11 protein-coding genes and 1 tRNA gene are annotated in these 14812 nt (G+C 44.8%); 4 read left to right on the top strand and 8 right to left on the bottom strand.

What is annotated here, in order from left to right; all coding sequences use genetic code 11:
* Positions 1-153: 153 nt before the first annotated feature.
* From glyQ to NDI33_RS25825, 3 genes are all read left to right on the top strand, one after another.
* The gene (gene glyQ / locus NDI33_RS25835) at positions 154-1053 is read left to right on the top strand and encodes a glycine--tRNA ligase subunit alpha (protein WP_190675270.1); all 900 of its coding nucleotides are present in this window, start codon (positions 154-156) and stop codon (positions 1051-1053) included.
* A gap of 365 nt (positions 1054-1418) precedes the next feature.
* Positions 1419-3698 (top strand): ComEC/Rec2 family competence protein, encoded by a 2280-nt coding sequence (locus tag NDI33_RS25830; protein ID WP_190675268.1) that lies wholly within the window; start codon positions 1419-1421, stop codon positions 3696-3698.
* A 664-nt stretch (positions 3699-4362) separates the two neighbouring features.
* Positions 4363-4449: transfer RNA gene (locus NDI33_RS25825), tRNA-Ser, on the top strand.
* A 6-nt stretch (positions 4450-4455) separates the two neighbouring features.
* Here the strand turns inward: NDI33_RS25825 and selD are convergent.
* Positions 4456-6744, bottom strand: a complete 2289-nt coding sequence (gene selD, locus NDI33_RS25820) for a selenide, water dikinase SelD (RefSeq protein WP_190675266.1) — start codon at positions 6742-6744, stop codon at positions 4456-4458.
* A 167-nt stretch (positions 6745-6911) separates the two neighbouring features.
* Here selD and NDI33_RS25815 point away from each other — a divergent pair, with 167 nt between their 5' ends.
* Positions 6912-7514 (top strand): glutathione binding-like protein, encoded by a 603-nt coding sequence (locus NDI33_RS25815; protein WP_190675264.1) that lies wholly within the window; start codon positions 6912-6914, stop codon positions 7512-7514.
* A gap of 257 nt (positions 7515-7771) precedes the next feature.
* On the opposite strand, the gene NDI33_RS25810 is transcribed toward NDI33_RS25815, so the two are convergent.
* From NDI33_RS25810 to NDI33_RS25780, 7 genes are all read right to left on the bottom strand, one after another.
* The gene (locus NDI33_RS25810; protein ID WP_190675262.1) at positions 7772-8524 is read right to left on the bottom strand and encodes an ABC transporter ATP-binding protein; all 753 of its coding nucleotides are present in this window, start codon (positions 8522-8524) and stop codon (positions 7772-7774) included.
* 15 nt (positions 8525-8539) lie between these two features.
* A complete protein-coding gene (locus NDI33_RS25805) occupies positions 8540-9352 on the bottom strand; it encodes an ABC transporter ATP-binding protein (protein WP_190675260.1) in 813 nt (270 codons plus the stop codon).
* Positions 9349-10275, bottom strand: a complete 927-nt coding sequence (locus NDI33_RS25800; RefSeq protein WP_190675258.1) for a branched-chain amino acid ABC transporter permease — start codon at positions 10273-10275, stop codon at positions 9349-9351. The genes NDI33_RS25805 and NDI33_RS25800 overlap by 4 nt, the downstream gene beginning before the upstream one ends.
* A 64-nt stretch (positions 10276-10339) precedes the next feature.
* On the bottom strand, positions 10340-11290 hold the full coding sequence (locus tag NDI33_RS25795) for a branched-chain amino acid ABC transporter permease (protein ID WP_190675282.1): 951 nt from the start codon (positions 11288-11290) through the stop codon (positions 10340-10342).
* A gap of 37 nt (positions 11291-11327) precedes the next feature.
* Positions 11328-12551 carry an ABC transporter substrate-binding protein gene (locus NDI33_RS25790; RefSeq protein ID WP_190415991.1) on the bottom strand — a complete coding sequence of 408 codons (1224 nt, stop codon included), beginning with the start codon at positions 12549-12551 and terminating at the stop codon, positions 11328-11330.
* Positions 12552-12665: 114 nt separating this feature from the next.
* Entirely contained in the window at positions 12666-13478 is an 813-nt protein-coding gene (locus NDI33_RS25785; protein ID WP_190675257.1) for a hypothetical protein, read from the bottom strand.
* 103 nt (positions 13479-13581) lie between these two features.
* Positions 13582-14802, bottom strand: a complete 1221-nt coding sequence (locus NDI33_RS25780) for a M20 family metallopeptidase (RefSeq protein ID WP_190675255.1) — start codon at positions 14800-14802, stop codon at positions 13582-13584.
* Between the last annotated feature and the right edge of the window lie 10 nt (positions 14803-14812).

Below are 14812 nucleotides of genomic sequence, written 5' to 3'. Positions count from 1 at the left end.
GCTTGCTCTCCCGACCGCTTTATTAATGTAGCAACCACGAACCGCTTCTGTCAACTGTTTTGAAAAACTTTTTTGAAAAACTCTCAAAAGCTCCAAGGGCGCAGCTTTTGGGCCACAATGGGTTATGCGTTGAGCGCCTAAGGAAAGGAATCTGTGAATTTTCAGTTGGTGATTGCTACATTGCATAAGTTCTGGAGCGATCGCGGTTGCCTGATCGCTCAGCCCTACGATATTGAAAAAGGGGCAGGCACCAAGAATCCTCATACCTTTTTAAGATGTCTTGGACCTGAACCTTGGGCTGTGGCTTATGTCGAACCTTGCCGTCGTCCCACAGATGGACGCTATGGCGAAAATCCGAATCGCTATCAACACTATTATCAGTATCAAGTTTTGATTAAGCCTTCTCCAGATAATATCCAAGAGATATATCTGGACTCGCTGAGAGCTTTGGGTATTCGTCCTGAGGATCACGATGTCCGGTTTGTAGAAGACAACTGGGAGGATGCCACAGTAGGAGCTTGGGGTGTCGGCTGGGAAGTTTGGCTAGATGGGATGGAAATCACTCAGTTTACTTACTTTCAGCAATGCGGAGGCATTGATTGTAGACCTGTCTCAATTGAGATCACTTATGGTTTAGAGCGATTAACCATGTACCTCCAACAGGTCGATGCATTGACCAAAATTCGCTGGACTGACGATCTTACCTATGGAGACGTTCACCTCCAGGGAGAAATTGAGCAGTGTGTATACAACTTTGAAGCATCCAACCCAGAGTTGTTGTTTACCTTATTTGGTCTATACGAGCAGGAGGCAGAGCAAATAGCTCTACGCGGACTTGTCTTACCTAGCCTGGATTATGTTTTGAAGTGTTCTCACACATTTAATTTGCTGGATGCTAGAGGGGTCATTTCTGTAACCGAGCGGACGCGCTACATTGGCAGAATTCGCAAATTGGCACGGCGAGTTGCTGAACTGTACTTGCAGCAACGAGAGGCACTGGGATTTCCGCTATGTAAATTACAAGAAGCTAAAGAACCAGTAGCTCAAAACTAGCAACAAATTTGGAGGATAGGTATTTCAGTGGACTGGGTTAGATGCTTCTGAAGACGAATGCAACCTTTTAGTAAAAACGAAGTTGACAAAGGAGGTGGTAAGACGCTTGTGAAGGCAGCAGGCTGTACTAGCAGCTTTTTGGGCTTTTTGTCTTAATGCATCAGCAATAAATACAAAGAGTCTGCATTTGAAATGGATTGAATTGTGCTGGTATTGCTAGCTGTTAGCGAACATTATCTGTATGACTAATTTTGGGGGCAATCAAGTAGTGTTGCAGACAGTTCACAATTCTTACTTAGGAGGCACAGCAATGTGTATGCTGTTTCTGCACGCTGTACTGAGCTTGAGATAAGTTTGACTATCTAATGAACTTAGCCAATGGCGTCATTTTAAGTTTGGCTTATATTCTGGGCTTGCTTTCTACGGGATTACCCTGGGGGAAGTACGGAATACTAGCCTTAGGGATTGGGGCAGCTGTTGTCTTGCCCCGATTTTGGCGAACAGGCCCGAAAGCGAGAGTGTGGCTGGTGGCTGGAGTTGTTGGGTTGCTAGCGGCACTTTATTTTCAAATGCGAATGCCGCAACCAGCGGCGAATAACATTAGCAAGTTTGTGTCTGCCCAAAATATTAGAGGCCAAGAGCAGGTTGTCACTGTTCAAGGCAAGATTGCAACTCCACCCCGACTGACGCAAAGTCAGCGATCGCAGTTTTGGCTGGAAGCTACAAAATTAAATGAGGTCAAGAACGGCAACAACAGACCCGCTGATGTCAGTCAAGGGGTGACTGGTAAGTTATACGTGACTTTGCCATTACTGCAAGCGACGGGTTTATATCCAGGTCAAGAAATAGCAGTAACTGGCGTCTTGTATAAACCTAAGCCTGCTGCTAATCCAGGAGCCTTTGACTTTCAAGCTTACCTAAAAAGAGAAGGTGGGTTTGCCGGTCTGAGCGGACGTCAAGTTAGCTTTGTTAATGAACCAGAAAAACGTCCCTGGGGATTTTGGACTATCCGGCGGCGGATCATTCAATCTCAAGTACGTTGGTTAGGCAGTCCAGAGGGGCAGCTGGTCAGTTCGATGGTGTTGGGGAATCAGGCGGTAGATTTACCCTACGATGTTCGCAATAAATTTATCCAGAGTGGTTTGGCTCATGCCCTTGCAGCGTCTGGGTTTCAAATTTCTTTGATTCTGGGTGTGGTGGTGGCTCTGACCCAGCGTTTTTCGGTGCGATCGCAATTTATCATTGGGTTCACTGCCCTACTTGTTTTTGTAGGTTTAACGGGGTTGCAGCCTTCTGTGGTTCGAGCTGGAGTGATGGGTGTCGGAGCTTTAATTGCTTTGGCGATGGAACGGAAGGTAAAGCCGCTGGGTTCGCTCCTACTTGCTGCCACTCTCTTGTTGCTGTTTAACCCCCTATGGATTTGGGATTTAGGTTTTCAACTGAGTTTTTTAGCCACCCTAGGATTATTAGTTGCAGTACCTACGGTTACAAAATGGCTGGATTGGTTACCACCCGCGATCGCATCTTTGATTGCGCTTCCAATAGCCGTTTTTCCCTGGGTTTTACCCCTACAACTTTATGTCTTTGGTCTAGTATCTCCTTACAGCATCCTGGCAAACATAATAAGCACCCCTTTAATCTCCATCATTAGTATTGGTGGAATTATCAGCGCCTTAGCATCATTGATCTGGCCCTTAGCTGGCAGTGCCTTGGCTTGGTTGCTCTATTACCCATCCCAAGGGCTGATTCTGCTAGTGGAATTTTTTTCCCAGTTACCAGGAAATTCTGTTGCTGTCGGTACCATCTCTATTTTGCAACTGTTAGCTCTATACGGACTAATTGCTCTGGCTTCGCTGAGCAAATGGTGGCGTCGGCGTTGGTGGTTTGCGGGTCTAATTGCTGCCAGTTTAGTGGTTGTCCCAGTTTGGCAGACAAAAGCAACTTTATTTCGAGTCACGGTGCTTTCTACGCCGGGAGAGCCAGTTTTGGTGATTCAAGACAAAGGAGAAGTCACCCTGGTTAATAGTGGGGATGATAGTACAGCTAATTTTACTGTGCTGCCTTTTTTACAACAGCAGGGCGTCAATCAAATTGACTGGGCTGTGGTAACAGATTCTCAACTTAGTTCTAGAAGTGGCTGGCCTAAAATTTTGGAACGGTTCCCAGTGTCAAGCTTTTACGCTAACACTGCTTCTATGGGTAAACTTTCAACTCTAGGCGTGAAAATTCCAACTCAGGCTTTGCCAGTTGGTCAGAGTGTACCAGTTGGAGCTTCAGTCATCAAATTAATTAGTACCCAACCACCAGTGGTGCAACTGCAAATCAGCAACCAGATTTGGTTAGTGCTGGGAAATTTTAAGCCAGAGGAAAAGGAAAGAAAGTTAGCGCTTCTGAAACAATTACCTCCAGCCCAGGTGCTTTGGTGGTCTGGAGAAAATTTACAAGCTGATATATTGCATAAGATGCAACCCAAGGTAGCGATCGCTGCCTCCGCAACTATCGATCCAGAAACGACGCAAGAGCTACAAAAAATCAAAACCCAAGTCTATACAACCGAGCGTGATGGAGCAGTCCAGTGGACTCCTAGTGGTGGGTTTGAGACAACGCTGGAAGCAACGGAAAACGATGTCGGTATGAGCTATTAGGAATGGGGAGTAATATTTTCCGATTGTAGAGGTAAAGCTTAAATAGATAACTGACCTAGCACTCAGACTACCCCGATTGAGACAATAAGATTTTCTGCTCCTGGCAGAGCCTTACCGAAATCGACGCAGGCGCTTTGGCTTACGTTTCAACTTGATTGCTGCCATTATCAACTTTGAGCTTGCCTCCTCTTCCTATTCATGCAAGAGGTCTATTGAGCCTTTTTTATAACCGTTTAGGAGATTTGAGAAACAAGCTTTTACAAAGCACTGTTGGGCATTACTCATTCAAAAAAGATTGAGGCTTGAAGCGAAACAATTTTAATTTTAAAATATTCACCTGCAATCAAACAAATGACCCCCGTATTTCTACGGTTTTAGAGGGAGAAGAAGTATTTCAGCGAGAATTTATATTTTTTCCGACATTTTTTTCGATAGCTTATTTACCGAAAGCCTCTACCCGATGCTAATAATGTTTTTCAGAACCCTCTCCAGAATGGAAACTACTCAACCTGCCTTGATAATAAATGGATATGCAGTGACGATTACCTCAAGTCGCGGCATGATGCTTTACTGGAAATTATTCGTTAGGCAGAAGAGATTGACGGAATTTAGTATATACTGATAATGCTGAGTTATTAACCTTTGGTTAATAAAGATAGCGCTTGGAGAGGTGGCAGAGTGGTTGAATGCGACTGACTCGAAATCAGTTGTGGCGGCAACGTCACCGGAGGTTCAAATCCTCTCCTCTCCGTTGAATTCAGACAATTAGTGAGATGGGCTGAACGCCTTGATTTAGTAGCATCACGCGACCAATTATCTGGCTGTGGGTATATCCCAAGGTTTTGAGTGAGGCGACACAAGCATCAGCGCGTTCATCTGGAATCGCAGCTAAGAGTCCGCCAGAAGTTTGGGGATCGAATAGAAGAGAGTAAGTAGCGCGCTCGCTAACTGCTGATAAATTGCTAATCTGGCGGGATGCCCGTAAATTTTGCGGGTGTAAAGAACTCACAATTCCCATTTGCAGCGTTTCCAAGGCACCTTCTAGAACTGGGATAGCTTCTAAATTGAACTCCACCGCCACCTGAGATGCTTGGATCATTTCCAGTAAATGCCCCAGCAATCCAAATCCTGTAATATCCGTACAGGCAGTAACTCCATGTTTTAATAAACACTTAGCGGCTGCTTGATTTGACAGCAGCATCGAGTGGACTGCATCATCAATCCACCGACCTTTTGCTTGCAAGCGCATCTGCGCAGCAAATAGAGTTCCCGTTCCTAGCGCTTTGGTCAAAATTAGCACTTGCCCCGGCTTCATACCTCCTTTTCGTAGCAGCTGATTGGGATAGGCTAAGCCGTTACAGGATAAACCAAAAGTTAGTTCTGCTCCTTCTGTGGTGTGTCCGCCTACCAGAGGTGTTTGCGACTGTTGCAGCACTTTAGCAGCACCCGATAACAGTTGATAAAGGGTTTCCTCCTGCTTTTCTTCCCAGGCGTAGGGAATAGTGGCAATTGCCAGCGCACTCTGAGGAGTAGCACCCATTGCAAAAATATCGCTTAAGCAATGATTAGCGCTAATTTGAGCAAAGATAAACGGGTCATTAATTAGACTTCGGAAATAGTCTAGGGTATGAACCATCACTTGATCTACTGGCACCTTGACTACGGCAGCATCATCTGGTGCATCAAGTCCAATTAAAATATCTTCACGATTACCAACTTCAGGGTGTTCTAATTTAATGCGGTGTAGGACTCGTTCTAATGTTGTACTACCGACTTTAGAACCGCAACCAGCACAACGCATTGGGGGATTAGGGATTGGGGATTGGCTGTTGGGGATTGAGGATGGGGTGACGGCTGACATTTCCGGCAAGTTGTGAAAGCGTGCCATAAATTCGCGGTCAATGCGGTCTTTCCAGTGCCAAAACAAGCGCGATTCCCAACTAAAAGCTCCCCAAGAAGCGATCGCATTTTTATCCCCTGTACCAATTAAACTAAGATATTGTTTCTGCGGCTTATACGGCTTGAGTGGCTTCCCTAGTAGCGTCCGCCGCAGGTTGTTAAAAAGTGGCTTCCCCTGACGTACCGCAAAAACTCCCGCTTTGGGACGGGGATGATGAATCATCGTGGCAATATCACCTGCGGCAAATACTTGGGGATGAGAGAGCGATCGCAAGGTATTATCTACCTGGATAAAACCTTTAGAATCGGTAGCCAATCCAGAGGCTTGTAGCCAACGAGGTGCCGATGCTTGTGTTACCCAAAAAACCCGACACTCAGCAGGAGTCCCCTCGCTAGCGCATTCAACCACTAAACCAGACTCACAAATAACCTTGTGCGGTTGAACTTCACACACCTTTTCCCCTAAATGCAACTCTACCCCACGCTGGATCAAAATTTTCTGAAGACGCCGGCCCACCCAGCGGTTATAGTTCGGTAAAAGCTCAACACCACTATGGAATAGATGGATTTCTAGATTTTCTGGAAACTGCTGGGAATACTCAAAAAATTGTTGCAACCGAGATTGCATTGCCAGCGCTAATTCCACGCCACCAGCACCTCCACCCACAATGCTAAGTTGTATCGGTTTCTCAGGCGTTTCTGCAACACTTTTCAGCAGATGATCCCATTCACTTAATAATTTTGCGACGGGTTTAGCTGGAATAGCGTACTCCGCTGCACCTGGTATAGATATTGTGGCTGGGGTACTGCCGATATCAATTGATAATAGATCAAATGCAACATCTGGATGGTTAGCACAGATGACTTTATTATTTTCCAAATCTAGACCAATCGCTCGGTCAAGATAAAATTGTGCTTGGGCGAATTGGGCAAGACGACGCAGATCGATGTGACTTTCATCGTAGTCATAAAAACCTGCCACATGACCGGGCAACATACCAGAATAGGGCGTATGAGAAGTGTCTGTAATCAGCGTCAGACGTACTCCCGGCAGCGGTTTCATGCCAAACATTTTCAACACAATGGTGTGGCTGTGTCCGCCACCAATCAGCACTAAGTCTTTAACAATCGGAGATGTTACCTGCATCTAAAAGCTAGTGTTTAAATTTTCCAGTTTAAATTTTCCAGGGTGACGAGATGCTACCCCTATAAATCATGGTAATTACTTTAGAGCTGGCAGAGTGCATAGCACCTATCGCGCTGTCGTTCAAGTTACACTACCTTGTGAAACAGCAAAACTGAACATTTAACCTCATGATTGACCTTTACACCTTCACGACACCGAACGGGCGCAAGGCTTCTGTCATGTTGGAGGAAGTCGAGCTTCCTTACAACGTCTATAAGATTGACATCACAAAGGGAGAGCAATTTACGTCGGAATTTGTAGCAATTAATCCGAATAGTAAGATTCCCGCGATTGTTGACCAAGATACCGGCATGACCGTTTTTGAGTCGGGCGCTATCCTGATCTATTTAGGAGAGAAAACTGGTAAATTCTTACCTACAGAACAAAAAGCTCGCTTTCAAGTCCTGGAGTGGCTGATGTTCCAAATGGGAGGCGTAGGGCCAATGTTTGGTCAGTTAAACCATTTTAAGAAATTTGCGCCAGAAAAGATTCCTTACGCAATTGAGCGATATGAGAAAGAGACACTACGGCTTTACGGTGTCTTAGACAAGCAGTTGGTAGATCGTGAATTTATCTGCAATGAATACTCGATTGCTGATATTGCGACATTTCCTTGGGTTGCTATTTATGAATTTCAAGGGTTAACACTAGATAATCATCCAAATCTTAAGCGCTGGTTTGAGACGATTCAGCAGCGTCCGGCAGTACAACGGGGAATGGCAGTTCCATAAAAAAGCAAAAGTTAAAATGCAAAGTGTAAAGGATTAGGGTGGGCAGTGCCCACCTATTATTTTAAGCGTAGGCGATTGTCTGTACTAGCTATCAGGCACAACAAGGTTATCAACCATAGGTTCAAAATCGTTAGGCTAGCTCCCATTGCTCTTGACATCCATCTAGATTTTTGAAACCTTTTTACTATTTATTGTCCTTATTTGGCTTAAATAAAAGAGAGAATAAATATTTCAATAAAATTAGTAAATCTCCTAACTTACCCCAAATAAGCCTTCATAACCCGCTCATCCTTAAGCAAATCAGAAGCTTGTCCGGTTAAGGTAATGCGACCAGCTTCAAGTACATAGCCTCTATCAGCAATTTCTAGAGCCAGATTAGCGTTTTGCTCGACTAAAAGGATAGTGACTCCTGTATCGCGGAGATTTTGAATAATCGAAAAAATTTCTCGGACAATTGCAGGTGCAAGACCCAAGCTCGGCTCATCCAATAGTAAAAGTTTTGGACGGCTCATCAAAGCACGAGCGATCGCTAACATTTGCTGTTCGCCACCGCTGAGTGTTCCAGCAAGTTGATTGCGACGTTCTTTAAGACGTGGAAACATCTCAAATTGACGATTAATATCAGCCCTCACCACTTCCTGGTTAGAGTGGATGTAAGCACCCAATTCTAAGTTATCAAAAACAGTTTGCCGCGCTAATACTCTACGTCCTTCCGGAGAATGAGCAATTCCTAGTCGCACTACTTCATGAGGTTGGCGATGAGTAATATTGCGACCACTGTAAATAATGCTACCAATTCGGGGATTGATTATCTTAGAGATAGCGCGTAGGGTCGTACTTTTTCCAGCGCCGTTGGCACCGATAAGAGTGACAACCTCACCGTTGTTGACAATTAAGTTAATATCTTCTAATGCTTGGATGCCACCATAATTAACAAAAATATTTTTAAGTTCTAGTAGGGTAAAGTTTTCTTGCCTCTCACCTGAGTCTTTGGGTTCATCAGCGTTCATCACTGTTTAAATTCCTTATTCATTTCCCAAATAAGCTTCAATGACAGACGGATCTTTTCTGATAACCGATGGTTCGCCTAAAGCAATCAACTTACCAAAATTTAACACGGCAATGCGATCGCATAATCCCATTACCAGCGGCACGTGATGTTCAATTAAGATTACCGTCAAGTTAAACTGTTGGCGGATTTCTCGGATAAATTCGCTTAATTGGTGTTTTTCACTAGGATTCATCCCAGCAGCAGGCTCATCTAGCAATAGAATTTGCGGTTCTAACGCTAGCGCCCTGGCAATTTCTAAGCGACGCTGATCCCCATAAGGAAAATTTCGTGCTTTTTCTTCAGCGCGATCGCTTAATCCCACCATATCCAGTAAGGCGATCGCTTTTTGTTTATTTAACTGTTCTCGCATAGACGCTGATGGCAAACTCAACAGCCCAGTTAACAAAGTAGATAAAATATTAGCGCTCTTATTATGAATATGCCGCGCAATCATCACATTTTCCAGAGCCGTAAGATTACCAAACAAGCGAATATTTTGAAAAGTTCTGGCAATACCTTTAGCAGCAATTTGATGGGGAGGGCGGTGGGAAATTTCCTCGCCTTGATAGACTAATTGCCCGCTGGAAGGCCGGATTAACCCAGTCATCAGATTAAATAGTGTAGTTTTACCAGCACCATTGGGGCCAATTAAACCAAAAATCTCATTTTTATGAACCGTGAAAGATACATTATTCACCGCTACTAAGCCACCAAACTGGCGCATTAGTGCTTTCGCTTCCAGACAGGGCAAAGTGTCAAGTTTTAAAGGTGAAATTTCATCCTTCATGCTTTATTCTTCATTTTTCTCTTAAACAATTCTGGCGTCACCAAACCTTGCGGGAAAAATATCGTTCCCACAACTATCAGTAACCCAAAAATAATCAAGCGTCCATCTCTGAGGAATCCTGCTAACCACGTAGGTAAACCGCTGGTATCTGCAATTCCTCTTAATATTTCCGGCAAAGCTGTAAACACCATACCACCCAATACAGGCCCAACAAAAGTTCTGGTGCCACCAATTAAGACAGAAGTTAAATAAACAATACTGGCATCAAAAGTACCTTGGCGGGCGTTCCAGGTATTGAGGAAATGGGCACTAATTGCACCAGCTATTCCTGCCAAAATCGCGCCTAGCGTAAAGGCTAAAACCTTGTAGTAAGTTGGGTTAATTCCCATCGCCCCCGCAGCTAATTCATCTTCTCGAATTGCTGTAAATGCCCTTCCTGCCCGAATTCGTTCAAGTCGATAAAGCAAGACCATACTAATGATTAGTAAAGGAAACGCTATCCACAAATACTCGATAGGGGTGTGGAAAGGTTGGGGGATGCCAAAAATACCGACAGCGCCGCCAGTGATATCCAAATTTAGCGATAGGACGCGCAAAACTTCTACAAAGGCAATGGTAGCGATCGCTAAATAGATCCCCCGCAACCGCAGCGCCGGAATCCCCACCATAACGCCCAATATGCCAGAGACTATACCAGCAACCAGCATCTCCAATAACAGCAGCGGAATCGGGAATAAACCGCCACTAACGCGAAATACCTGGGTAGATAGAATCGCTGCAATATATCCGCCCAGCGCATAAAAACCAGGACTAGCTAGAGATAACTGTCCAGTCATCAGCGGTAGGTACAACGACAATCCTAGTAGTGCCCCCAACACCATAGAAACGATCAGCGATCCATAAGTGTTCAAAAAATCACTCATTGCAACACATTAAAAACAAAAAATTAACGAGCAATATTTAGTTTTACATTTAACATTCCAATAACTATACTTTTTGAATCAGCCGACGCCCTAGCAAACCCTGAGGTCTAACTATCAGCATTATGAATAGTATTCCAAAAGCAAACGCATCCTTATAAGCAGAATAATCTGAAGGGACAAATGCCTCCACAAGTCCGATCGCTAAACCTCCCAAGACGGCACCAGGAATACTTCCTAAACCACCTAGTACAATAACAGCTAAACCCTTTAGTCCAAATGCAATACCCAAGTAGGGTCCAGCGATACTTACACTAGACCCTACCAAAGTCCCTGCTAATCCCGCTAAGAAACTGCTGATGAAAAACGTCAGGACAATAAAAAAGTCGGTATTGATGCCTAGCAAACTAGCAGTTATCGGATCTTCAGCTACAGCTTTCATCGCTTTACCAAATTTAGTACGATTTATGCAATAAGTAAGGATCGCTAAAATTATTACACATACACTAAAAATTACAATTTGAACGCTACGAATAGGAATTGGGTTTTCTCCCGTACCAAAGTTGATAGAAGCAGGCAAGTTACCGTAAGTATTTGCAGGAAAACTATAACTTTCTGCTCCCACTAAATACTGAATTAAATTTACAATTACTAAGGCTACACCTAGGCTAGAAACCACCGTCAGCAGAGGATCAGAGCCTTTACGTCGCAAAGGTCGAAAAGCAACACGCTCAATTCCAACCCCAACCAAACCAGCCAGCGTACTCCCTAAAATTAATGCTAGTGCAAAGGGAAGTTTTATTGGTAAAGTTGCATTTGCAAACAATCCGTTAAATCCGAATGTTCCTCCCATCAGGGCATAAGTGAAGTACGCCCCTAAAGTAAAGAGCGCTCCATGAGCAAAATTAATGATCCCTAAGATAGAAAAAATCAGGGTGTATCCCAAGGCGAAAATTGCATAAACACTGCCAATAGACAAACCGTTTAGGAATTGTTGTAAAAACAGAGTGATATCCATATGTTTTTGATTAAGGTGGGCTTTGCCCACCCTACTCTTATTTAAGTAAAGCGAATTTACCATTATTTCCGTCTGCATCTACCTTTAGCTGTGCGACGTAGAATTCTTTTTGTTTGACATCTCCTACTGGCGTAAAGCCAATCTCACCTAGTGGCGTCTGGTAAGTACCAGCCAGCAACTGCTTGTTCAGTTCTGTACGCAGTTGTGGCAGCGGCATTGTGCTGATTTTGGTTTTCTGATTTAAAGCTTTCAGAGCCTCTGCATACACTTGAACCGCTGTAAAGGCTTGGGCACTAAATTGTGGTGGTTCTTTTTTATATTGATTGAGATAAGCGGTGCGGAAAGCAGTGTTCACCTCACTAGAGTATTCAGGGCTATAAGCTTGTGCAACGAGAACTCCATCGCAGAGAACTTTACATACATTAAATATATTGGAAGTATTAAATCCATTGCCCCCAACAATCGTACCTTTATAACCCAGTTCCCGCAGTTGGCGAACCAAGTTTCCTCCGTCTGCCGCCAGCCCAGAAATAATTACTAAATCGGGTTTTAAGTTAATAGCATTGGTGGTTTGCGATTGAAAATCAGTATCGCTCGTCTGGAACTTTTGTACGGTTACTAAATCAAGTTTCTGGTCTTTAACTGTTTGCTGAAAAATTTCTGTCTCCGACTTACTAAATGCATCATTCTGAGCGTAAAATACCGCAACTTTCTTGATATTTGGGTTAAGCTTGAGGGCTGCTTTTAGCGAGAGAGGGGCGACAATGGAAACGGGTGCTGAGACACGAGCAACATAATCTCCAATCTCCGGAATTCCTTTAGCTGTGTTGGATGCTCCAATAACTGGCACTTTGGTTCTCTCTGCAATGGGGTCGGCACTAAATGCTTGCTGCGAAAGAGTTGGTCCAACAATTCCGACAACTTTATTCTGACTAATCAGGGTTTGGAAGGCATTGATAGCTCCGGCTTCCTCTCCACCTGTGTCCTGAACAATCAATTTAATCGGGGTACCGTCAATACCACCTTTGTCATTAAAGTATTTCTCGGCAATTTTGGCACCTGCAATGCCTTCCTGACCGAGGAGAGCGACGTTACTGGTTTGCGCTAAGGCAATCCCAATTGGAATGGCACTAGATGAACCTGGGGCTGCTGAAGGGGCAGTAGTGGGGTTTGTGCCCACAGGGTTCGTTTGGGTGCAGGCTGACAGTAAGAATGCAACGGTAAGAAATACGGCAGAGGTTCGCACAGCAGGTCGTTTCATAGCTCAGTAGATTGTAGATATTTTAGAAGGCTGTTTTTTTCAAACCGGCTTTCTATCTATATTTTCGGTTTTTTTGTGTCTACCTACTAAGGTATGAAATATTCCTTGAGAATTTTACATTCTTCCCATGACAATTCCCCAAAAATAATCCTCGAATGGACCCTCAGCTGCGTCTACGTGCATCTTTCTTGCCCAAGTGTAGATGTCGAAGCTGATATGTCCGCTATCGTGGTGCCAAGGTTTACCTGGTTGAATCACAATATTGCCTAATAGGGAAATCCAGTGAGTCGGGTAAGGCAGCAGTGGCGGTTTGTTGCTGAGTAACCCTTCTGCCGTAACCAAAGCAAACGCTACGCCACCGCTGGCGATGACTTCTGCGGCTTCGCGCATCGCATCAAATTCGCCATAAATATAGGTATGGGCATATTTAAATTGACGATAGCCCAGCACTTCTTTCACCCAGCCTTTCATTTCCCAAGATTTCGTCATCCCGCCCAGATTCCGAATGATGTTGGGGGCGTTGGGTTCGACTGGAAAAATCAGGTTTTCTGATTCGCGCAAGGTTGCCAATAGCATCCAATCTGCCATCCCCATCCGCAGTCTGCCTTGGCTTTGGCGCAGTCTGGGCGATGCTTGAATATATCGAGTTCTCGCTTGAAAACCGCCGATTTCAAATAAACTGCGGCAAATTTGTACGTATTTGAGGGGCTGTTTGCGAACCAGCTCAAATACAATCGATGCTGGCCCGCAGAAGGGTTGTCCCCCTTGATTTACTTGAAAGGGATCGATTAGACGCGATCGCATATCAGCAATAACTTGCTGTTTATCCAAACTCGACCAAACACTGGGGGCGCTGGATTGCTCGAAGTCTGCGATCGCTTGCTGTGCCTGTTGCAAATCAGTTAAATTTGGCAGTTGAGAAGTCATCAGCACCTCATGGGATTGAAGAAAGATTGCCAGCGAGTTTCAGGTTAGCAGGTTAGCAATTACAGACTCAAACGATCCTTTAAACCTTCACCCTGACAAGCCTTCAATCCTCCACTCTGCAAAATTTCTCAACACACCTGACAAATATCTCAACACCCATCTCCAGTGCTGTTTCATCAAAATTAAATCGCGGATGATGGTGCGGATACGCTAACTCTTTTTCTACATTCGCCGAACCCAAGAAGAAATAGCAACCGGGCACCGCTTGCAAAAAGAAAGACATATCTTCGCCGCCCATTGTTTGGCATTCTGGCACAATTCCAATCGGAGTTTCTACCACCCCTTCCGCCACAGAACGCACGAGTTCCGCCATCTTGGCATCATTAATCACCGGAGGATAAAGCCGCTTGTAGTCCAGTTGATAAGTGGCACCGTGGCTTTGACAAATACCCGCAATAATCTGCTCAATCCGTTGCGGAATAAGTTCTCCTAGAACCGGATTGAAATATCTCACAGTACCCGTCAAGAAAGCCGTATCAGCAATTACGTTAAGCGCTTTGCCTGCATGAAGTTCCCCGACGGTAACGACGGCGGACTCTAGGGGCGAGACATTTCGAGCCACAATTGTCTGCAAGGCAGTAACAATATGAGCGCTGACTAAAATTGAATCAACTGTTTGATGAGGAATCGCCCCGTGTCCGCCTTTGCCTTGAATCGTGCAGCGAAAACCTTCTGTTGCTGCCATCAAAGCACCTGTACGGACTCCCACAGTGCCGAGAGGCAGATTATTCCATAAATGCAGCCCGATAATCCCATCCACCTGGGGATTTTGTAAGACACCGGCTTCAATCATCGGCTTGGCACCTCCTGGCCCTTCCTCAGCGGGTTGGAAGATAATTTTTACAGTGCCAGCAAAGTCATCGCGATGCTCAGAGAGATAGTAAGCCGTCGAGAGAGCGATCGCTGTATGTCCATCATGACCGCAAGCGTGCATCACTCCATCATGCTGCGACCGATAAGGCACATCATTCTCTTCTTGAATCGGCAGGGCATCCATATCGGCCCGAATTGCCAACACTTTACCGGGTTTATTACCAGTAATTGTGGCAACAATTCCAGTATTTGCAATGCCAGTTTCATGTTCAATTCCCCATTCTTGCAGTTTTTGGGAAACTAACTCGGCAGTTAAATGCTCTCGAAAGCCTAATTCAGGGCGCTGATGCAGCCGCCGCCGCAACTCCACCAGCATCGGCTGCAATGCTTGAATTTCCGGTCGAATCCGAGATGAATCAACAGAAAGAGGGCTTAAAGAAGTAGCAAACATCTTATTCAGA

The organism is Trichocoleus sp. DQ-A1 (assembly GCF_039961955.1).
GTDB lineage: Bacteria > Cyanobacteriota > Cyanobacteriia > Cyanobacteriales > FACHB-T130 > FACHB-T130.
This window is presented reverse-complemented; position numbering and strand designations above follow the sequence as displayed.